Source organism: Bacillus sp. 5w2, from assembly GCF_054353775.1.
In genome coordinates this window covers 55,430-75,309 of sequence record NZ_JBTIWT010000021.1, presented here as the reverse complement: position 1 = coordinate 75,309, position 19,880 = coordinate 55,430, and the positions used below count along the sequence as shown (strand labels likewise).

The 19,880-nt window shown below is 37.9% G+C and carries 23 protein-coding genes; 16 read left to right on the top strand and 7 right to left on the bottom strand.

Annotation, left to right across the window (positions count from 1 at the left end):
* The first annotated feature begins 169 nt into the window (after positions 1-169).
* The 12 genes from ACXY7N_RS25695 (at position 170) to yunB (ending at position 12,107) form a co-directional block, all read left to right on the top strand.
* Positions 170-1,195, top strand: coding sequence for a methionine ABC transporter ATP-binding protein (locus ACXY7N_RS25695; protein WP_016135954.1), 1,026 nt, complete (start codon positions 170-172; stop codon positions 1,193-1,195).
* Positions 1,188-1,853, top strand: coding sequence for a methionine ABC transporter permease (locus tag ACXY7N_RS25690; RefSeq protein WP_016085692.1), 666 nt, complete (start codon positions 1,188-1,190; stop codon positions 1,851-1,853). The genes ACXY7N_RS25695 and ACXY7N_RS25690 overlap by 8 nt, the downstream gene beginning before the upstream one ends.
* A 23-nt stretch (positions 1,854-1,876) precedes the next feature.
* On the top strand, positions 1,877-2,689 hold the full coding sequence (gene metQ, locus ACXY7N_RS25685; protein WP_488592689.1) for a methionine ABC transporter substrate-binding lipoprotein MetQ: 813 nt from the start codon (positions 1,877-1,879) through the stop codon (positions 2,687-2,689).
* A gap of 72 nt (positions 2,690-2,761) precedes the next feature.
* Positions 2,762-3,568: a methionine ABC transporter substrate-binding lipoprotein MetQ gene (gene metQ / locus ACXY7N_RS25680; protein WP_016085694.1), complete on the top strand. Its 807-nt coding sequence runs from the start codon at positions 2,762-2,764 to the stop codon at positions 3,566-3,568.
* Positions 3,569-3,806: 238 nt separating this feature from the next.
* Positions 3,807-4,592 carry a Fe-S cluster assembly ATPase SufC gene (sufC, locus tag ACXY7N_RS25675; RefSeq protein ID WP_000929163.1) on the top strand — a complete coding sequence of 262 codons (786 nt, stop codon included), beginning with the start codon at positions 3,807-3,809 and terminating at the stop codon, positions 4,590-4,592.
* Positions 4,593-4,607: 15 nt separating this feature from the next.
* Positions 4,608-5,900 (top strand): Fe-S cluster assembly protein SufD, encoded by a 1,293-nt coding sequence (sufD, locus tag ACXY7N_RS25670; protein WP_000152177.1) that lies wholly within the window; start codon positions 4,608-4,610, stop codon positions 5,898-5,900.
* Positions 5,900-7,120, top strand: coding sequence for a cysteine desulfurase SufS (sufS, locus tag ACXY7N_RS25665; RefSeq protein ID WP_001020755.1), 1,221 nt, complete (start codon positions 5,900-5,902; stop codon positions 7,118-7,120). The genes sufD and sufS overlap by 1 nt, the downstream gene beginning before the upstream one ends.
* Positions 7,110-7,541 (top strand): Fe-S cluster assembly sulfur transfer protein SufU, encoded by a 432-nt coding sequence (gene sufU, locus ACXY7N_RS25660; protein ID WP_000009523.1) that lies wholly within the window; start codon positions 7,110-7,112, stop codon positions 7,539-7,541. Before sufS ends, sufU begins: the two co-directional genes overlap by 11 nt.
* 48 nt (positions 7,542-7,589) lie before the next feature.
* Positions 7,590-8,987: a Fe-S cluster assembly protein SufB gene (sufB, locus tag ACXY7N_RS25655; protein WP_488592688.1), complete on the top strand. Its 1,398-nt coding sequence runs from the start codon at positions 7,590-7,592 to the stop codon at positions 8,985-8,987.
* A gap of 550 nt (positions 8,988-9,537) precedes the next feature.
* Positions 9,538-10,953 carry a bifunctional metallophosphatase/5'-nucleotidase gene (locus ACXY7N_RS25650; RefSeq protein WP_206777732.1) on the top strand — a complete coding sequence of 472 codons (1,416 nt, stop codon included), beginning with the start codon at positions 9,538-9,540 and terminating at the stop codon, positions 10,951-10,953.
* Positions 10,954-11,018: 65 nt separating this feature from the next.
* Positions 11,019-11,321: a YunC family protein gene (locus ACXY7N_RS25645; protein WP_000248463.1), complete on the top strand. Its 303-nt coding sequence runs from the start codon at positions 11,019-11,021 to the stop codon at positions 11,319-11,321.
* A 54-nt stretch (positions 11,322-11,375) separates the two neighbouring features.
* Entirely contained in the window at positions 11,376-12,107 is a 732-nt protein-coding gene (gene yunB / locus ACXY7N_RS25640) for a sporulation protein YunB (RefSeq protein ID WP_016135953.1), read from the top strand.
* A gap of 36 nt (positions 12,108-12,143) precedes the next feature.
* Here yunB and ACXY7N_RS25635 read toward each other — a convergent pair whose 3' ends face one another.
* Positions 12,144-13,127: a M23 family metallopeptidase gene (locus ACXY7N_RS25635; RefSeq protein WP_488592687.1), complete on the bottom strand. Its 984-nt coding sequence runs from the start codon at positions 13,125-13,127 to the stop codon at positions 12,144-12,146.
* A gap of 189 nt (positions 13,128-13,316) precedes the next feature.
* Here ACXY7N_RS25635 and lipA point away from each other — a divergent pair, with 189 nt between their 5' ends.
* The gene (lipA, locus tag ACXY7N_RS25630) at positions 13,317-14,213 is read left to right on the top strand and encodes a lipoyl synthase (protein WP_488592686.1); all 897 of its coding nucleotides are present in this window, start codon (positions 13,317-13,319) and stop codon (positions 14,211-14,213) included.
* Positions 14,214-14,233: 20 nt separating this feature from the next.
* Here lipA and ACXY7N_RS25625 read toward each other — a convergent pair whose 3' ends face one another.
* Together ACXY7N_RS25625 and ACXY7N_RS25620 are read right to left on the bottom strand one after the other, a co-directional pair.
* The gene (locus tag ACXY7N_RS25625; protein WP_016085698.1) at positions 14,234-14,713 is read right to left on the bottom strand and encodes a YbaK/EbsC family protein; all 480 of its coding nucleotides are present in this window, start codon (positions 14,711-14,713) and stop codon (positions 14,234-14,236) included.
* A 74-nt stretch (positions 14,714-14,787) separates the two neighbouring features.
* Positions 14,788-15,342 carry a histidine phosphatase family protein gene (locus tag ACXY7N_RS25620; protein ID WP_016135950.1) on the bottom strand — a complete coding sequence of 185 codons (555 nt, stop codon included), beginning with the start codon at positions 15,340-15,342 and terminating at the stop codon, positions 14,788-14,790.
* Between the two features lie 103 nt (positions 15,343-15,445).
* Here ACXY7N_RS25620 and ACXY7N_RS25615 point away from each other — a divergent pair, with 103 nt between their 5' ends.
* Complete coding sequence (locus ACXY7N_RS25615; protein WP_016135949.1) at positions 15,446-15,925, top strand: hypothetical protein; 480 nt, start codon at positions 15,446-15,448, stop codon at positions 15,923-15,925.
* An 85-nt stretch (positions 15,926-16,010) separates the two neighbouring features.
* Here the strand turns inward: ACXY7N_RS25615 and ACXY7N_RS25610 are convergent, their stop codons facing one another.
* On the bottom strand, positions 16,011-16,826 hold the full coding sequence (locus tag ACXY7N_RS25610; protein ID WP_488592685.1) for a YhfC family intramembrane metalloprotease: 816 nt from the start codon (positions 16,824-16,826) through the stop codon (positions 16,011-16,013).
* A gap of 85 nt (positions 16,827-16,911) precedes the next feature.
* Here ACXY7N_RS25610 and ACXY7N_RS25605 point away from each other — a divergent pair, with 85 nt between their 5' ends.
* Positions 16,912-17,643 carry a MerR family transcriptional regulator gene (locus ACXY7N_RS25605; protein WP_016136921.1) on the top strand — a complete coding sequence of 244 codons (732 nt, stop codon included), beginning with the start codon at positions 16,912-16,914 and terminating at the stop codon, positions 17,641-17,643.
* A gap of 38 nt (positions 17,644-17,681) precedes the next feature.
* Here ACXY7N_RS25605 and ACXY7N_RS25600 read toward each other — a convergent pair whose 3' ends face one another.
* Positions 17,682-18,260, bottom strand: a complete 579-nt coding sequence (locus tag ACXY7N_RS25600) for a YhcN/YlaJ family sporulation lipoprotein (RefSeq protein WP_016085703.1) — start codon at positions 18,258-18,260, stop codon at positions 17,682-17,684.
* A gap of 118 nt (positions 18,261-18,378) precedes the next feature.
* Between ACXY7N_RS25600 and ACXY7N_RS25595 the strand changes: the two genes are divergently transcribed.
* Positions 18,379-18,681, top strand: coding sequence for a YutD family protein (locus ACXY7N_RS25595; protein ID WP_000435943.1), 303 nt, complete (start codon positions 18,379-18,381; stop codon positions 18,679-18,681).
* A 10-nt stretch (positions 18,682-18,691) separates the two neighbouring features.
* On the opposite strand, the gene ACXY7N_RS25590 is transcribed toward ACXY7N_RS25595, so the two are convergent.
* Together ACXY7N_RS25590 and ACXY7N_RS25585 are read right to left on the bottom strand one after the other, a co-directional pair.
* A complete protein-coding gene (locus ACXY7N_RS25590) occupies positions 18,692-19,213 on the bottom strand; it encodes a GNAT family N-acetyltransferase (RefSeq protein ID WP_488592684.1) in 522 nt (173 codons plus the stop codon).
* A gap of 11 nt (positions 19,214-19,224) precedes the next feature.
* Positions 19,225-19,722, bottom strand: coding sequence for a cytoplasmic protein (locus ACXY7N_RS25585; RefSeq protein ID WP_016085705.1), 498 nt, complete (start codon positions 19,720-19,722; stop codon positions 19,225-19,227).
* Positions 19,723-19,880: the final 158 nt, after the last annotated feature.

Here is a 19,880-nt window from a genome sequence, read left to right as displayed (position 1 = left end):
TGTTGTTATATACGCATATAAACCTTTCTGCTTCTCTAAAGCGGAAAGGTTTTTTTGTTGTTTGAATGTGGAGGACATTCAAATAATAAAAGTAATGATAACGGTGGACTACACGCATTAAACATAAAAAATTGCGGAGTCGATCCAAATAAAAAAGGGGTGATACACCATGATTCTATTAGAGAATGTAAAGAAAATATATAAAGCAAAAAGCGGTGATGTCACTGCTGTAGATAACGCCAATTTAAAAATAGAGAAAGGCGAAATATTTGGTGTTATCGGATATAGTGGTGCTGGGAAAAGTTCGTTAATCAGATTATTCAATCAGCTAGAGAAACCAACTTCAGGACAAATTACAATTGCAAATCGTGTCATTTCAGCCATTACAGGAAGCGAACTTCGTAAGGCAAGGCAAGAGATCGGAATGATTTTTCAGCACTTCAACTTACTTTGGTCACGAACTGTACGTGAAAATATCGAGTTCCCACTTGAAATTGCAGGAGTCGATAAGGCGGTGAGAAGAAAACGTGTTGACGAGTTAATTCACCTTGTTGGATTAGAAGGAAGAGGAGACGCGTATCCATCCCAGCTAAGCGGAGGACAAAAGCAACGCGTTGGGATTGCAAGAGCGTTAGCTAATAACCCACAAGTACTTTTATGTGATGAAGCAACGTCAGCTCTTGATCCAGAAACGACAGATCAAATTTTAGATTTATTATTAGATATTAATAAGCGTCTCGGTTTAACAATTGTACTCATTACACACGAGATGCACGTGATTCGAAAGATTTGTAATCGTGTTGCGGTAATGGAGAAAGGAAAGATTGTAGAAACAGGTCCAGTACTTGATGTATTCCGTAATCCACAGAAAGATATTACAAAACGATTTGTACAGCAGTTAACGGATTCTGAAGATACAAATGAAACGATTGAAAGTTTAATTGAAAAGTATCCAGATGGTAAAGTAATTCGTTTGCAGTTTATCGGTGAGGCTGTAGAAAGACCAGTACTTCAAAGATTGATGCAACGCAGTGATATAGAAGTTAGCATTTTGCAAGGGAATATCGCACAAACGAATAATGGTTCTTACGGTAGTTTAGTTGTTCATTTAAATGGTGAGGAAACAGCGATTCAGCAAGCAATAGAGGGAATACATCAAGATCAAGTAGAGCTGGAGGTGATTGCACATGGATAAGTTACTCACAAATGTTGATTGGAATCAAATGTTAGAAGCAACTGGTGAAACGTTATATATGACGGCAATCGCCGCTCTTGCAACATTTGTTTTAGGACTAATTTTAGGATTGTTACTCTTTATGACAGCGAAAGATAATATATGGGAAAACAAAGCGGTTAACACGGCAATTGGAGCGTTCGTAAACATTTTCCGCTCGATACCGTTCATTATTTTAATCATTTTATTAATCCCATTCACAAAGATTCTGCTTGGAACAATTCTTGGAGCGAGTGCAGCACTTCCAGCTTTAATTATTGGAGCGGCACCATTTTACGCGAGAATGGTTGAAATCGCACTTCGTGAAATTGATAAAGGTGTAATTGAAGCTTCGAAAGCGATGGGAGCAAAAACAAGCACAATTATTTTGAAAGTGTTAATTCCAGAATCGTTACCAGCGTTAGTATCTGGTATTACGGTTACGACAATTGCGTTAGTAGGCTATACAGCAATGGCGGGAGTTGTTGGTGCTGGTGGTCTTGGAACACTTGCTTATTTAGAAGGATTTCAACGAGGAAATAACGATGTAACAATCGTTGCGACAATTTGTGTATTACTAGTTGTATTTTTCATTCAGTGGATTGGTGATCGTGTAACGACTCGAATAGATAAACGATAATAAAAAACGGGAGGATGTTTCAAATGAAAAAATTATTACTTACAGCACTTATTTCAACTTCAATTTTTGGGTTAGCTGCTTGTGGCGGGAAAGATAAAGATGAAAAGAAACTAGTTGTGGGGGCTTCTAACGTGCCGCATGCGGTTGTTTTAGAAAAGGCTAAACCTTTATTAGAGAAAAAAGGAATTGAGTTAGAAATTAAAAAATTCCAAGACTACGTATTACCAAATAAATCGTTAGCGGATAAGGATTTAGATGCAAACTACTTCCAGCACATTCCGTATTTGGAAAAAGAAATTAAGGATAAAAAATATGATTTTGAAATAGCAGGGAAAATTCATTTAGAGCCAATTGGTGTATATTCTCAAAAATATAAGAGCTTAAAAGAACTTCCAGACGGGGCGACAATTATTATGAGTAATTCCGTTACTGACCATGGACGTGGTTTAGCAATTTTACAAAAAGAAGGCATTTTAAAAATTAAAGACGGAGTAGATCCAGTTAGTGCAACTCCAAAAGATATTGCAGATAATCCGAAAAACTTAAAGTTCAAAACGGATATTGAGCCTGGTTTGTTACCACAAGTGTATAACAATAAAGAAGGAGACGCTGTTTTAATTAACTCGAACTATGCAATTGATGCGAAATTAAACCCAGAAAAAGATGCGATTGCAATTGAAGGTGATGATTCTCCATACGCAAACGTATTAGTAGTTCGTAAAGGTGATAAAGATAAAAAAGCGATTAAAGAACTTGTAGAAGTATTGCATTCTAAAGAAATCGAAGACTTTATTACTAAAGAATATAAAGGAGCGGTTGTTCCTGTAAAAGAATAATTGCTGAAAAGGGCTGGTGTATGCCGGCCCTTTTTTCTAACTACATAACTATTGGGGAGAAGGGGACATCATATGAAAAAGATTCTACTGTCAGTTGTTACAGCGCTATCTGTATTTACATTAGCTGCTTGCGGGGGGAAAGATGAGAATAAGCTTGTTGTTGGAGCTTCTAACGTGCCGCACGCTGTTATTTTAGAAAAAGCACAGCCAATATTAGAGAAAAAGGGTATTAAATTAGAAATTAAAAAATTCCAAGACTATGTGTTACCGAATAAAGCGTTAGCGGATAAAGAAATTGATGCGAACTATTTTCAGCACATTCCGTATTTAAATAAAGAAATTCAAGAAAAAGGATATAAAATTGTAAACGCAGGAAAAATCCATTTAGAGCCAATGGGTATCTATTCTAAGAAATATAAAAGCTTAAAAGACTTGCCAGATGGCGGGACAGTGATTATGAGTAATAACGTAGCGGAGCGTGGCCGTATGTTAGCACTGTTACAAAAAGGCGGCGTGATTAAATTAAAAGACGGTGTAGATGTTGTTAAAGCAACAGTAAAGGATGTTGTAGAAAATCCGAAAAACTTAAAATTTAAAACAGATGTAGAGCCTGGATTGTCACCAAAGCTGTATGAAAATAATGAAGGTGATGCTCTATTTATTAATTCAAACTACGCAATTGACGCGAAATTAAATCCAACAAAAGATGCAATTGCGATTGAAGGATCAGATTCTCCGTATGCAAATATTATTGCAGTTCGTAAAGGTGACGAGAAGAAAAAAGAAATTAAAGAGCTAGTAGAAGTACTGCATTCAAAAGAAATTCAAGATTTTATTACTAAAGAATATAAAGGTGCTGTACTTCCGGTAAGTGAATAAGTATAAGGAAAGGACTGGAAAATTCCCAGTCCTTTTTTCTTTATATAAATAAGAAGAAAGGTGTATCATATAAGGATGCAAGGGAAATACTTATATACATTTGTGAAAAAATTGTTACATTTTTTCATCGTTTGCGATATCATTTTATTTGATATAAGATTAGAATGAGAATAAAATGAGAATATGAACGTTTTAGTAATTTTTAAAATGTATATATAGGATTAATGGAGGTATTGAGATGGCTGGTTCTACATTAACGGTTAAAGACTTACACGTATCAATTGATGGCAAAGAAATTTTAAAAGGTGTAAACCTTGAAGTAAAGGGTGGAGAAATCCACGCAATTATGGGACCTAACGGAACAGGTAAATCAACTTTATCTTCTGCGATTATGGGTCACCCAAAGTATGAAGTAACAGAAGGTAGCATCATCATCGACGGTGAAGATGTATTAGAAATGGAAGTAGATGAGCGCGCACAAGCTGGTCTATTCCTAGCAATGCAATATCCAAGTGAAATTAGCGGAGTAACAAACGCTGACTTCTTACGTTCTGCAATTAACGCACGTCGTGAAGAAGGCGATGAAATTTCTCTTATGAAATTTATCCGTACATTAGATAAAAACATGGAATTCCTAGAAATGGATCCAGAAATGGCACAACGTTACTTAAACGAAGGTTTCTCTGGCGGTGAGAAAAAACGTAACGAAATTCTTCAATTAATGATGATTGAGCCAAAAATCGCAATCTTAGACGAAATCGACTCTGGTCTTGATATCGATGCATTAAAAGTTGTATCTAAAGGTATTAACCAAATGCGCGGCGAAGAGTTCGGTTGCCTAATGATTACGCATTACCAACGCTTATTAAACTACATCACTCCAGACTTCGTTCACGTTATGATGAACGGTCGTATCGTTAAATCTGGTGGCCCTGAGCTTGCACAACGTCTAGAAGCTGAAGGTTACGACTGGATTAAAAAAGAATTAGGTATTGAAGACGAAACAACAGAGCAAGAAGCGTAAGAGAGGAGCATAAACATGACAATCGGTACATTACCTTTCGATCAAGAAACAATCCGTCAACGCGCAAGCGAAGTAAACGAAGCTGCTTGGTTGACTGAGTTCCGCTTACAAGCTCTTGCACAAGCAACTGAACTTCCAATGCCAACGCCTGATAAAACGAAAATTGAAAAATGGGACTTTATCGGAAAAGGCGACGCTGCTAAGCAAGAGCCTGTAAGTTCTTTAACAGAGCTTCCAGAAGCAGTGAAAAACTTAATCGATGAAAATAACAGCGTATTAGTACAACGCACTGGTACAACTGCATTCGTTTCTTTAGCAGACGAAGCAAAAGAAAAAGGTGTTATTTTTACAGACATCGTAACAGCTGCAACAGAGCATGCTGAACTATTACAAAAGTATTTAATGAAAGACGGCGTGAAGGTAGACGAGCATCGTTTAACTGCACTTCATGCTGCATTAATCAACGGCGGTGCATTTGTATATGTTCCGAAAAACGTTGTTCTTGAAACTCCACTTCAAGCTGTATTCTTAGTAGACGGCGAAGAAGCTAACGTATATAACCACGTATTATTCGTAGCTGATGCGAACAGTACTGCAACTTATGTAGAAAACTACGTTGCAAATGAAAATGCTAAAGGTATTGCAAATATCGTAGCAGAAGTAATCGTGGAACAAGGCGCACAAGTGAAATTCGGTGCGGTTGATCTATTAGCAAAAGACGTAACAACTTATGTTAACCGCCGCGGTGTTGTTGGACGCGACGGCCGCATTGATTGGGCTCTAGGTCTTATGAATGACGGAAACACAATTTCAGAGAACGTTACGAACTTAATGGGCGACGGATCATATGCTGATACGAAAACAGTAACAATTGGCCGTGGTAACCAAACACAAAACTTTACAACTAAAGTTGTTCACTTCGGTAAACACTCTGAAGGTTGGATCTTAAAGCACGGTGTACAAAAAGATAGTGCAACATCTATCTTTAACGGAATTGGTAAGATTGAACACGGTGCATCTAAATCAAATGCACAACAATCTTCTCGCGTTCTTATGTTAGACGAGAAAGCTCGCGGTGACGCAAACCCAATTCTTCTAATTGATGAAGATGATGTAATGGCAGGTCACGCAGCTTCAGTAGGCCGCGTAGATCCGTACCAATTATACTACTTGATGAGCCGTGGTATTCCAAAACGCGAAGCAGAACGTTTAGTCATCCATGGATTCTTAGCACCTGTAGTAAATGAGCTTCCAATTGAAGGAGTAAAAGCACAGCTTGTTGAGGTAATTGAAAGGAAAGTTCGCTAATGAATATTCATGAAATACGCAAACAGTTTCCAATTCTTGATCAAAAAGTGAACGGCAAACAACTTGTTTATTTCGATAGTGCAGCAACTTCTCAAAAACCAATTCAAGTCATTGAAACGTTAGAACGTTACTATAAAGAATATAATTCTAACGTGCATCGCGGTGTTCATACGCTCGGTACGAAAGCTACCGACGCGTATGAAGGTGCACGCGAGAAAGTTCGCAAGTTTATTAACGCGAAATCAATGGAAGAGATTATTTTCACGCGCGGAACGACAACTGCATTAAATACAGTAGCGGCTAGCTATGGTCTTGATAATGTAAAAGAAGGCGATGAAATCGTTATTTCTTACATGGAGCACCATAGTAACATCATTCCGTGGCAACAAGTTGCGAAGAAAACTGGCGCAACTTTAAAATACCTTCCGCTTCAACCAGACGGTACAATTTCTTTAGAAGATGTTCGTCAAACAGTTACACCGAATACAAAAATCGTTTCTATTATGCACGTGTCAAACGTACTTGGAACGATTAACCCTGTAAAAGAAATCGGAGCAATCGCACATGAAAACGGTGCAATCATGATCGTTGATGGAGCACAAAGTGCACCTCATATGAAAGTGGATGTACAAGATTTAAACTGTGATTTCTACGCATTATCTGCTCATAAGATGTGCGGACCAACAGGTGTCGGCGTATTATATGGTAAGAAAGAATTGCTAAACAATATGGAGCCAATTGAGTTTGGTGGTGAAATGATTGATTTCGTAGATTTACAAGAATCTACTTGGAAAGAGCTTCCGTGGAAGTTTGAAGCAGGTACACCGATTATCGGTAATGCAATCGGACTTGGTGCGGCAATTGATTTCCTAGAAGAAATCGGTCTTGATAATATTGAAAAGCATGAACATGAATTAGCGCAATATGCTTTAGAAAGACTATCAGAAGTAGATGGCGTTACAATTTATGGTCCAAAGCATCGCGCTGGTCTTGTTACATTTAATATTGAAGACGTACATCCTCACGATGTAGCAACAGTATTAGATGTAGAAGGTATTGCGGTTCGCGCAGGACACCACTGTGCACAACCGCTTATGAAGTGGCTAAAAGCTTCTTCAACAGCACGTGCGAGCTTCTATTTATATAATACAAAAGAAGAAATTGATACATTTGTTGAATCGCTAATCAAGACAAAGGAGTATTTCACAAATGTCATTTAATAATTTAGATACGTTATACCGTCAAGTTATTATGGATCATTATAAGAATCCTCGTAACCATGGCGTGTTAGAAGATAGTGTTACCGTTAACTTGAACAATCCAACTTGCGGCGATCGTATTCAACTTACGATGAAAGTAGAAGAGGGGATTGTGCAAGAGGCGAAGTTTGAAGGCGAAGGATGTTCCATCTCAATGTCTTCAGCTTCAATGATGACACAAGCAGTAAAAGGGAAGAAAATTGAAGAGGCACTTCAGCTTTCTAAAATTTTCTCTGACATGATGCTAGGAAAAGAGTATGATGACAGCATCGATTTAGGAGATATTGAAGCATTACAAGGCGTATGCAAGTTCCCTGCACGTATTAAATGTGCAACATTAGCGTGGAAAGCGTTAGAAAAGGGCTTAAACGAAGATAAGTAATGTTAAAGGTTCCTAAAAACGAGGTTATCTAAGGAGGGACACACCAACATGGCGAAGCAACTGCCAGATATCGGCGATTATAAATATGGTTTCAAAGACAAAGACGTTTCGATTTTCCGTGCTGGACGCGGTTTAACAAAAGAGATCGTTGAAGAGATTTCACGTATGAAAGAAGAACCACAGTGGATGTTAGACTTCCGTTTAAAATCACTGGATAAGTTCTATGAAATGCCAATGCCACAATGGGGCGGCGACTTAAACGACTTAGATTTCGATGAAATTACGTACTACGTAAAACCATCTGAGAAATCTGAGAAGTCTTGGGATGAAGTACCTGATGAAATTAAAGCGACATTTGATAAATTAGGTATTCCAGAAGCTGAGCAAAAATATTTAGCTGGTGTATCTGCACAGTACGAATCTGAAGTTGTATACCACAACATGAAAGAAGACCTAGAAGCTCTAGGAATCGTATTTAAAGATACAGATAGCGCATTAAAAGAGAACGAAGACATTTTCCGTGAGCACTTCGGAAAAGTAATCCCACCAACAGACAACAAATTCTCTGCATTAAACTCTGCAGTTTGGTCTGGTGGATCATTCATCTACGTTCCAAAAGGTATTAAAGTGGATACACCACTTCAAGCGTATTTCCGTATTAACTCTGAAAATATGGGACAATTCGAGCGTACGCTTATCATCGTAGACGAAGGCGCACACGTACACTACGTAGAAGGTTGTACAGCACCTGTTTACACAACTAACTCACTTCATAGTGCGGTAGTAGAAATCATCATTAAGAAAGATGCTTATTGCCGTTACACTACAATCCAAAACTGGGCGAACAACGTATACAACCTAGTTACAAAACGTGCGGTTTGTGAAGAAAACGCAACGATGGAATGGATTGACGGTAACATCGGATCTAAATTAACGATGAAATACCCAGCAGTTGTTTTAAAAGGCGAAGGCGCTCGTGGTTTAACATTATCTATCGCGATTGCTGGTAAAGGCCAACACCAAGATGCTGGTGCGAAAATGATTCACTTAGCACCAAACACGTCTTCAACAATCGTTTCTAAATCGATTGCGAAGCATGGTGGTAAAGTAACTTACCGTGGTATCGTACACTTCGGACCAAAAGCGAAAAACTCTCGCTCTAACATCGAGTGCGACACGTTAATCATGGATAACCAATCTACATCTGATACAATTCCTTATAACGAAATCAAAAACGATTACGTTTCACTTGAGCATGAAGCGAAAGTATCGAAAGTATCAGAAGAACAATTATTCTACCTAATGAGCCGCGGTATTTCTGAGCAAGAAGCTACAGAAATGATCGTAATGGGCTTCATCGAGCCATTCACTCGCGAACTTCCAATGGAATACGCAGTTGAAATGAACCGCCTAATCAAGTTTGAGATGGAAGGTTCTATTGGTTAAATAGAAATGAGGAAGCGCCCTGCTATGCAGGGCGCTTTTTTTATGTTGTGTGGGTTCGGATTGGATCGGGAGGGAGGGCGGATACCCAGGTGGGTGTTCAGCTAAATATATCAACGATTTTTCAAATATATCGATCATAACCCTGAATATATCAACGATTATTTCAATATATCAACGCTTCGACAAGGGATATCGATTTACCAACAAATTACGACAAAAGAAACACCTCATATACCCCTCAACATGCGAAAATAGGAGAGGAGCACCTATATGACTAGAAGCAAGGCAAAGATACTGACAAATCCACAGAAGAATCCAGAGAAGAATCCACAGAAGAAGCTCCCAACAAATTCCCTGAAAAATCTCCCTCAAACTAATCAACAGATTAGAAAAAGTAATATAAGATTTCTCACATTAAAAGGGCAATCTTTTGCTTTTTCTCATAATGCGAGTACAATGTAAAATAGCAAGAAAAGACGAAAAGTATTTACAGGATTATTGCGTACGTGTAGCGTAAATGGCAGTAAGGAACTGAGAGGAGGTTTTTTCTCTGAATATAAATAAAGAAACAATCATCCACCTTTATCATACAAACGATATACATAGTCATTTTGAAAATTGGCCGCAAATTTCTCGGTTTGTACAAGGAGAGAAAAAGCGTAGACAGGAAGCGGGAGAGACCGTTTTGACGGTTGATATCGGCGATCATGTGGATCGTTTTCATAGTATTTCGGAAGCAACAAATGGGCTTGGCAATACGAAGCTTTTAAATGAGGCGTTATATGATTATGTAACGATCGGAAATAATGAAGGAATTACGTTAGCGAAGGAGCATTTGAATCGTCTATATGATGATGCTGGGTTTGAGGTGCTCGTCGCGAATTTATTTGAAAAAGAAGGTGTACGTCCAGATTGGGCAAAGCCTTATAAATTACATACAACGACAGATGGGATTACGATTGCCTTTATCGGGTTAACGGTTGCGTATCCAGAGTTTTATCATATGCTTGATTGGCATATTGAAGATCCGCTTATCCATTTAGAGTCTATTTTAGAAGAAGTGCGAGATGAGGCTCATATTACGGTTGTCCTTTCTCACCTTGGAAAAAGCATGGATGAGTATATGGCGGAGCATTATGATATAGATGTTATTTTAGGGGCACATACGCATCATTTATTTGAGCGAGGTGTTCTTATGAATAATACGTTACTTTGTTGTTGTGAAAAGTGGGGACGTTACGTTGGGCACGTTCAGCTTACTGTGGATAAAGAGACGAAGAAGCTGTTGAAAAAGGACGGTAGAGCGATTAAGACAGAACGTTTAGGTGCTTATAGCAAAACGTTATCCACAATCGAAGTGCTGCAGGAAGAAAGTAAACATATTATGGAAGAGCCTGTCGTTCATTTAAAGGAATCATTACCGATTGATTGGTTTCATGAGACGTCATTTTCGCACATGTTAGCAAATGCACTGAAAACGTGGTGCAGTGCTGAGATTGGAATGGTGAACGCTGGTGTACTTCTTGAAGGATTAGAAGAGGGTGTTGTGACGCGCGGAGATATTCACAGAATTTGTCCACATCCAATTAATCCATGTCTATTAAAAGTACCTGGGAAAACGTTAAGAGAAGTTATTTTGAAAGCACGTCGTCCGAATATGGAGAACCTTGAGGTAAAAGGATTCGGATTTCGCGGAAAAGTGATGGGGAAAATGATTTACGCTGGTGTAGAAGTCATTCCAGATACGATTCCTGGGAACAAAATTTTACTGGAAGATGTATTGATTAATGGGGAATCGCTGGAATTAGATCGCATATATACGGTAGGAACGATTGATATGTTTACATTTGGATACTTATACCCAGAGCTATCCACACTTTCTGACAAACAATATTATATGCCAGAACTACTTAGAGATGTGTTAACAGACATGTTGATAACTCATACATCTTCCGTCAAACTATAGGCTAGTTAACTTGTAACACTCATTTTTCTCTTGTCATACAGATAAGAAAGAGAGGAGTGTGAACTATGGTTAATGTGGAGCCAATTATAATCGATAATTATACGTTTATTGCGGTTAGTGTTAAACTTCCAAAGACAAATTTGCTAGCTGTAATGAGCGATAAAGGATATATTATGTGCGGTGCATTAGATGTAGGTCTTTTAAATGAGAAGTTAGGTGATCGAGGAATTATTGCTGGCCGTGCGGTTGGTGTAAGAACGATTGAACAACTTCTTGAAGCACCGCTAGAATCAGTAACGATCGAAGCTGAAGCTTTAGGTATTACGGCCGGCACAATCGGAAAAGAAGCACTATTAAAAATGAGATAAGCATATATCGTCCCTCCTTCTTGCATAGAAATAATATAAGAAGGAGGGTTTTTTATGAGTATATTTCGTTCGAAAAATTCGCGGTTTCGAAGGGGGCCCATTTCCTTTCGGTACATACTGCTTATGTCGTTTATTCTTTTTATCATATTACTAGTACAAGGATTATGGATTGTGAATAGCAGCATTCAGCCGACATTAATTAAATATGGGGAAGTAGAGACGCAAAAAATGGCGACAGCAGTTATGACGAAGGCGGTAAAAGACAGAATTGATGAAGGGTTCGATGTCGATTCATTAATGAAAGTACAAAATGATAAAAACGGGAAAGTATCCACAATTAATTTAAATACGAAGCAAGTAAATGAAATCGTAACGTCAACGACCACATACATAGAAAAATATTTACAGCAAGTAGAACAAGGTAATTTGAAGGGGCTAGGTATTTCTGAAAAAAATGGGGCAACGATGGCAGTTCCTTTTGGTCGTGTGACGGATAATGCGCTTCTTGGAAATATAGGACCCGATATTCCAATTGATTTCACGACGATTGGTCATGTGAATACGGATATTAAACAAAAAATTGAACCGCACGGGATCAATACGACAGCGATTCAAATCATTATGGAGATGGAAGTCACGTTGCAAGTCATTATTCCATTTCATACGAAAGAAATAACAGTAAAACAAGATGTTCCGATTGCGACGCGCATTGTTCAAGGGGAAGTGCCTACTTATTATGGGAGTGGGAGTGTTGTTGTACCTGATAAAAAGAAAACGGATAGTTAGATGTATATAAAAAATAACCGTAGCGATATGCTACGGTTATCGTTTTGTATTCGCGCGTTCTTTTCGCTCCCAAAGACTTAAATGCATGTATGGATCGAAAGCCCATTCTGTATAACCATTGTCTTTATACATACCGAAATGTAGGTGGGGCGGGAATTTTCCAGCTGTGCCAGGAGGGCCGTAACCGGTGCTACCAACAAATCCGATTACTTTTCCAGGCTCGACAATTTGTCCAAGCTGTATTTCTTTTGAGAATCCGCCTAAATGAGCGTAATAATGATAATTATTATGAAGGTCGCGAATACCGATGCGCCATCCGCCAAGACGGTTCCAGCCTTTTGTTTCAATAATGCCATAGCAAGTGGATCTTACTGGTACGCCATAGCCTGCAAAAATATCGGTTCCTTCATGAATTCGTCTTCCCCCAAAACTTCTTCCAGCGCCGAAAGTACTACGGTAGCTATGGTCACTGTGAATAGGAAGAGGAAAAGCATTTCCTTCTAAATTAATACGTCCATAATGTTTATAAATACGGGCGTATTCGGTAATTAAATCAACTGTTTTCGCACGTCTATAATATTCCCAAAGCATAATGTGAATGCGGTCTTCGGACGTTCCTTGTTTCTTTAAAATCGTTGCTGCTGTATGCAGAAGGTCACGGTCGTTATTTGCATTTGCAAATCCATCTTTGTCACCATCTAAACCCATCCCGCCAAATAGAGAAATTGTATGGGGGAGAGTGTCGTTACCATTAACGGGTCCAGCCCATATTTCTGGTTTGAAATAAAGGGAAATGATGGCATCTGGTTTTTTTGGAATATCTTTTCTTACGCTCCGTATATTTCTTTCATATTGATCCATTGCAGCTAAGTAATACCACGGAATGCCTGAAGATTGCTCGGTTTCTTTATATAGTGCCATGCGCTTTTCGTATATGCTTTGCTGATTATCTTCACCGTAAGCGATGTTTTGGTGAAGAAGAAAGCAAATCGAAAGCAAAAGAGAAATTTTTCGAAGCATGAAATAGACTCCTTTCACAACATCACTCTTTTTAGTGTGGGATATACGGAGTATTTCATTATAGGGAACGATTGGAAAAAATCTTAGAATCTTCATTTGAGCAAATCGCTTTCATACGTTAGAATAGATATGTTACATTGAAAGAAGCGAACACGGTAAACTATTTCATATTGTGCGGAGTTGATAACCATGACAAAACAAACAGAATATAAGCGCAAGCCCGAATGGTTGAAAATTAAGTTAAACACGAATGAAAACTATACAGGCTTAAAGAAAATGATGCGTTCTAAGAATCTTCATACAGTTTGTGAAGAGGCGAAATGTCCGAATATTCATGAATGCTGGGCTGTAAGAAAAACAGCAACATTTATGATTTTAGGTGCGGTTTGTACACGTGCTTGTCGTTTTTGTGCGGTTAAAACAGGCTTACCAACTGAGCTTGATTTACAAGAGCCAGAACGCGTAGCAGATTCTGTAGTACAAATGGGCTTAAAGCACGTTGTTATAACAGCGGTTGCACGTGATGATTTAAAAGACGGCGGAGCAGCTGTTTTTGCTGAAACAGTACGCGCTGTTCGTCGTAAAAATCCATTTACGTCAATAGAAGTATTACCATCTGATATGGGTGGAGTAGAAGAAAACTTAAAAATGTTAATGGATGCAAAACCAGATATTTTAAACCATAACATTGAAACAGTACGTCGATTATCTAACCGAGTTCGCGCTAGAGCAAAATATGACCGTTCATTAGAGTTTTTACGTCGAGCGAAAGAAATGCAGCCTGATATTCCAACTAAATCGAGCATTATGGTGGGCTTAGGTGAAACGAGAGAAGATTTAATTGAAGCAATGGATGACTTACGTGCAAACAATGTGGATATTTTAACTCTTGGACAATACCTACAACCATCTAAGAAGCATTTACCAGTTCTTAAATATTACCCACCAGCAGAATTTGCAGATCTTAAAGAAATTGCACTTAGCAAAGGCTTTAGCCACTGTGAAGCTGGTCCACTTGTGCGTTCTTCTTACCATGCGGACGAGCAAGTTCGTTCTGCGAAAGAAAAAACAGCAGAAGCAAAATAATGAAAAAAGAGAGCTAATTATTAGCTCTCTTTTTGTTTGAACTCTAAAACAGTATTTGTGCACGTGAATAAAATCTTTTTTAATTCCTCTGTGGATAATTCAATTGTAAATTCAGGTACACCAGGTGTAATTAAAATTTTATCGTACGTATAAATAGCACTATCCACAATAATTGTTACACTTTGTGAATAACCGAAAGGAGCTACACATCCTGGTGCGCAACCAGTTTTGTCTCGCAGTTCATCAGGAGAACAGAGAGATAAGCTTTCTCCAGTTATTTCTTTCATCTCTCCCCGGTTTAGCCTTGTGCCCTCTAACGTGAAAAATACGTAATAATCTCCAGACTTTGATTTTAAAAATAAGCTTTTACTTGGAGTGCCTTGTAAGCCAAGCCTTTCACGTACGATACGATCTGTTTCATAATCGAGTACTGGTTCGTGTTCAAACTTTTCGTAAGAAGCATTTGTTTTATGTAGTAAAGCAAGTACATCTTCGTACATATGGAGTGATACCCCTTTCTATTGTTAGTACAGTTTCTTCTCGTGGCGTCAACTGAATATGTTGGAAAGAGATATTACTTGGACGGTGCTTCCCATAATCGTTTTAGGACACATTTTTCATCGATTGTAATTTCGTAAATATCAGGATTCGTTAGAGCTCGCCATTCATTAAAGCCAATCGTCTGATCAAAGTGCCTTAAAATGAGCGTAAGTAAGTTTCCATGTGTAACAAGTAGTGTTGTAGTATGGTTTAATTTTAAAACGTCTTGGATAAGCGATATAGCACGGTCCGTTGCTTGTTTTGTTGACTCTCCGCCTGAAAAGGCAATATCTATATTTGTAAAAGTAGACTCTAGTTTCTGCATCCAATCATCCATTGGAACGTCGCTTAATATGCGTTCAGCTAATCTTTCATCTTCTTGAATAGACAAGTTAGCTTGGAGCGCATAGGGCCGTATAGAATCGATAGCTCGCACAAATGGGCTTGAAATAATATGATCAATTTGTGGTTGGTCTTCTAAGAGGAATGTAGCAAGGGTGTTTGCTTGATTTTTTCCTGCAATTGTTAACTCGGCATCACGTTCTTGTCCAGCGGCTGAACAATGTCGTATTACAATTATTTTCTTCATAATTCATCCCCATCTTTCAAGTTGACGCTATATACTTCGACAAAAGTGGAAATAATTCCTTTTTATTGGAAACGGCATATTGATTTGAATAGGTGGAAAAGTAATGTGGATAATAGAAAATCGAGGTGCAATGATGAAAAAAATGATATGTATCGTATTCATGATTTGTTTTCTTACGCAATTGTCCACAACATATGCACAATCCAATCAAAAGTTAGATTATCCAAGTAATCGAAATAAGCCATTTGTTAGTGAGGATGTGTTTTACGAACAATTAGATAAGAAAATTTATAAAGAATATGAAAATGCAGCATACAGTGTTCGAAAAAAAGTCTTATTTAAAGAAGTGCCCGATGAAGAATCTTCTTTTAGGCAAAAAACAGCCGTGGGTTGTCGGAGTGAAGTGGTGCTTCAAGATTCTTTTGTTCACCCTGATCGCCAAGTTTATTTTTTCGCTTCCTTTTCTCAAAATGAAGTAGAAGAGTTTCATAAGTACATTGTTATAGATGCAGAAACAAAGAGGGAGTTACAAGCGGGAAAAAGCTATCGTCATTATGATAATCCATATAGAGTAAAACCGTAATCAGTGAGGTTTGTCCACTGATTATTAGTCTTACTGTCCGTAATAACAGGTAAAAAATAAACCACCAATTTTGGTGGTTTATTTTTTACTCCGGCACACTCATTAATTTCGCTTTCATTTTACGAATAAGAATGACAGCACCGATTGTGAAGAGAAGGGTAATTCCTTCTGCAACAAAGATGTTGATTGTTTTTGTTTGATAAAGTGCCGCAAAAAAGTCTACAAATGCGTGGAATAATACAGCGTACACAAGGAAGATATATTTCTTCTGTTTTACTGCGTATAAGACAAGCATTGTAAAGGCGATTTGCAGCACGAGTGCCATAATTCTTTCGAAGCTACCAAGGAAGTATAAGTAGGCAGGTTGCTGAATTAACATGTCCTGTAGGCGGCTTAGCTCTGGCATTTTTTCAACCATTTGAGCGAAGCTACCGCTGTTAATTGAATTCGCAAATATAAGTGCTTGGAATGCAGAGAATCCGCCAACTAAAATGGATTCTATCCCGCCGTGACCAATTCCATAAGCAAAACCATCTTTATATTCTTGATATTTTTTTAGTAGGAAAAAGAAGGAAACGAAGCGTCCTAATTCTTCAAAAATACCAGCAGTTAGTCCACCATACAGTGCGAAGACAAATGGATTTTCTAAAATTGGAGCGATTGCTGGATTACCGCGCATAAATAGGTGGAATGGTGTTTCGAGAATTTGGGTAAATCCGATAAAGATAAGAACACCAACACCGACCACTTTCCAATTAATATTATATTTTTTACGGAAATAAACGAGTACAATAATTGGGACCAGAATCGAGACAATGAGTTGAAAGATGATGCTGGCAATTACAGTATTTGAAACCATATTTTCACCGCTTTCTAATATATGTACATATCTATTATGCATGAAATATTTTATAAAGAAAATGAATTTACTTATTGACTCTAACGTTGCGTCATACTTTATCGTATGTACTAAGGGGGAGATACACATGACAATGAAGGTAAAAGAAGTAGCTAATTTAGTTGGGATTAGTGTGCGCACACTGCATCATTATGATGAAATCGGGTTGTTAACCCCAGACGAGACGACAGAGTCTGGATATCGTCTGTATTCCAATGAAAATTTAGAGACATTGCAGCAAATTTTATTTTTTAAAGAGCTAGGCTTCCCTTTGAAGAAAATTAAAGAAATTATCATGAGCCCGTCATTTGATCGAGAAGAAGCACTACAGCTTCATAAGAAAATGCTTCTTGAAAAGCGTGTAAGGTTAGATAAAGTGATTGCGACGATTGATAAAACAATTCAGCATACAAAAGGAGAGATTGAAATGACAAATAAAGAGAAATTTGAAGGATTCGATTTCAGCCATAACCCATATGAAGAAGAGGCACGTGAAAAATGGGGAGATGTAGCTGTAGATAAAGCGAACGAATATGCAAAAGGTATGTCAAAAGATAATCAAGAAGAGTTTAATACGATTTACAGAAATTTAGCGGCGCTTAGACACGGCGCACCTGATTCTAAAGAGGCGCAGGAAGCAATTGGAGTATGGTACGATTACTTGCAAAACTTCGGTGAATATTCATTAGATGCTTTTAAGGGCCTCGGCCAAATGTACGTCGCTGATGAGCGCTTTACAAAAAATATCGATAAGTTTGGCGAAGGGTTAGCGCAGTTTATGTGTGATGCGATGGAGTTTTATGCAGATTGTAAGAAATAGTAAAAAAATAAAGAAGGTGGAGGTTTTCTCCACCTTCTTTATTTTTTTATCATATCATTCAAAGTCTGATCCCCTGTATTGTTCAAATGAGGGTTTTTACTCATTTCACGCTTTAACATATCTAGGCTTTGCGTATATTCTGTATCATTTAATGCACCAGATTGAAGGCCTTGAATTTGAGAAATCAACTTTTGGTCTGTTGATACATATGCTTTATAATAGCGAGGGACGATGGACAAAGCAGTTTTATATACTTGATCTGCTACAAGTTTCGGATCCGTTGTGTTTGCACGGTATACAACAAATACTTCATCATCGGTAACGAGCGTAGCAGCGTTTGTAACGTCAGGAAGTTTGACTGCCATGCTTGTAATCATTTCAGCGACTTTCTCACGGTTAATGGCTCCTACTTGTTTGTTAGATACTTCATGTTTTTGTTTAGATGAATAACCTACTCTCGTTAATCGTGTATTTGTATTTTCCGTATGATACATGTCGTTTTTATTGGAAACAAGAACACGGCTTCCTTCTTCACGTTCCATTTCGGCTTTATTATTTGTTTGACAGCCTGCAAATAAGGAAAGAGTGAGAAGAGAGAGTATAATTTGTTTTTTCACGATGTATCACCTCCTTCTCCATAGCATGCACTAATTTTCAATTTTTTGTATTTGAAATTGTTGGTTGGTATGCTTTGTGATACGATAAAAAGAAGAATGCTTAGAGAGGAAGTTAATGATGGAGCAAAAGCAAGAGATTCATGCTACGGTGAGCATTAATAATGTTCAGTACGAAGTAATTAAAAACTTTCGTGACGGTTTTAGTGAAGAAGCATTTAAAGAGCGCTATGCAGAAATTTTAAATAAATATGATTACATCGTTGGAGACTGGGGTTATGAGCAACTTAGATTGCGCGGATTCTTTGATGATAGTAACCAGCGTGCGACATATGATACGAAAATTAGTACGTTAACGGAGTATTTATACGAGTACTGTAACTTCGGTTGTGCACACTTCGTATTACGAAAAGTGAAGAAATAAAAAAATCCTCTTACGATTGTAAGAGGATTTTTTCATAGCAGTAATACCAATTATGAGGAGGCTGTTTACTGGAAAAATAAACAGCACCTCGGCAAATATAATTGTTCTTTTCGTATAGGTTTAATGAAATCGGATTTCCTGTAAAGCAATCTAGGCGTATTCCTTTGTAGCCAATCCGTCTTGCTTCATTTTCCCAAAAGGATAAAAGTAATTTGCTATATCCTTTTCCTTGTGTAAGTGGATGGATGACGAAAGAATGGACGATAAGAAAGCGACCGTCTGTTTCTGACCAGTCAATAAGTGCGTATTCAGGAGATTGCCATTCATTTAATACAACAGCGCCAACGAGTGAATCATGCTCAAATAGGCAGTAAAGTTCATCTTGCACTAAGTGATAGGAAATATGCTCTCGCGTAGGGTAAGAATCGTCCCATTGATAAATCTGATTTTGTAAGAGTACTTTTTTACATTCCGTATACATTGCATCTAATTCGTCTAATAAATCAATCGTTCCTTTTCTCACATTTAACATGAGATTCCCCCTCATAAACAAATCGAAATAGAATCGCCTTCAGAAAGTATGGTATTTGGCTTCATTTGTTGTCCGTTTAATTGAATATCCCCATTTTTAATTTTATCCACAATGAGTGTACGGCTCCATTCGGAAATATATGTGGATAAGGCTTTATCCATTCGGTGGGAACCGAAGACAATGTCTAATACAACAGTGATTTCCGCTATGCCACTTTCTTTATGCTTTGTAATGGAAATGGTAGTAGTTGTTTCTATTTGATCTTGCTGCTTTATATCGACTGTCTCTACATGATCGGTAAAAGCTTTATAAATACGAAGTTTTTGGTTCCAAGTATGATCTTTCGGGCATTTATAAATGGCAAAGCGGTATATATTTTTTCCATTGGCGTTATGCCTACGAATATTCGTATCAGTAAATAGGGTAGTGCGTCTGCAATTTTTACAATACTTTTCGATTGTGTTTTGCTCGTTTTCATATAAACTCCAAGAAAGTTGTACTTTCTGCATGTTCCTTCACCTCTTATAGTAGTGGTAAAGGAACGTAATACAGCTATTTGGATGTCTTGTAGTATGAAGACATGAGAAAAAGACAAAAATAAAAGGAGGTTCCCCAAAGAGGAACCTCCGTAAACATCATACTACAGATGCATTACGTTCCTTTGTAA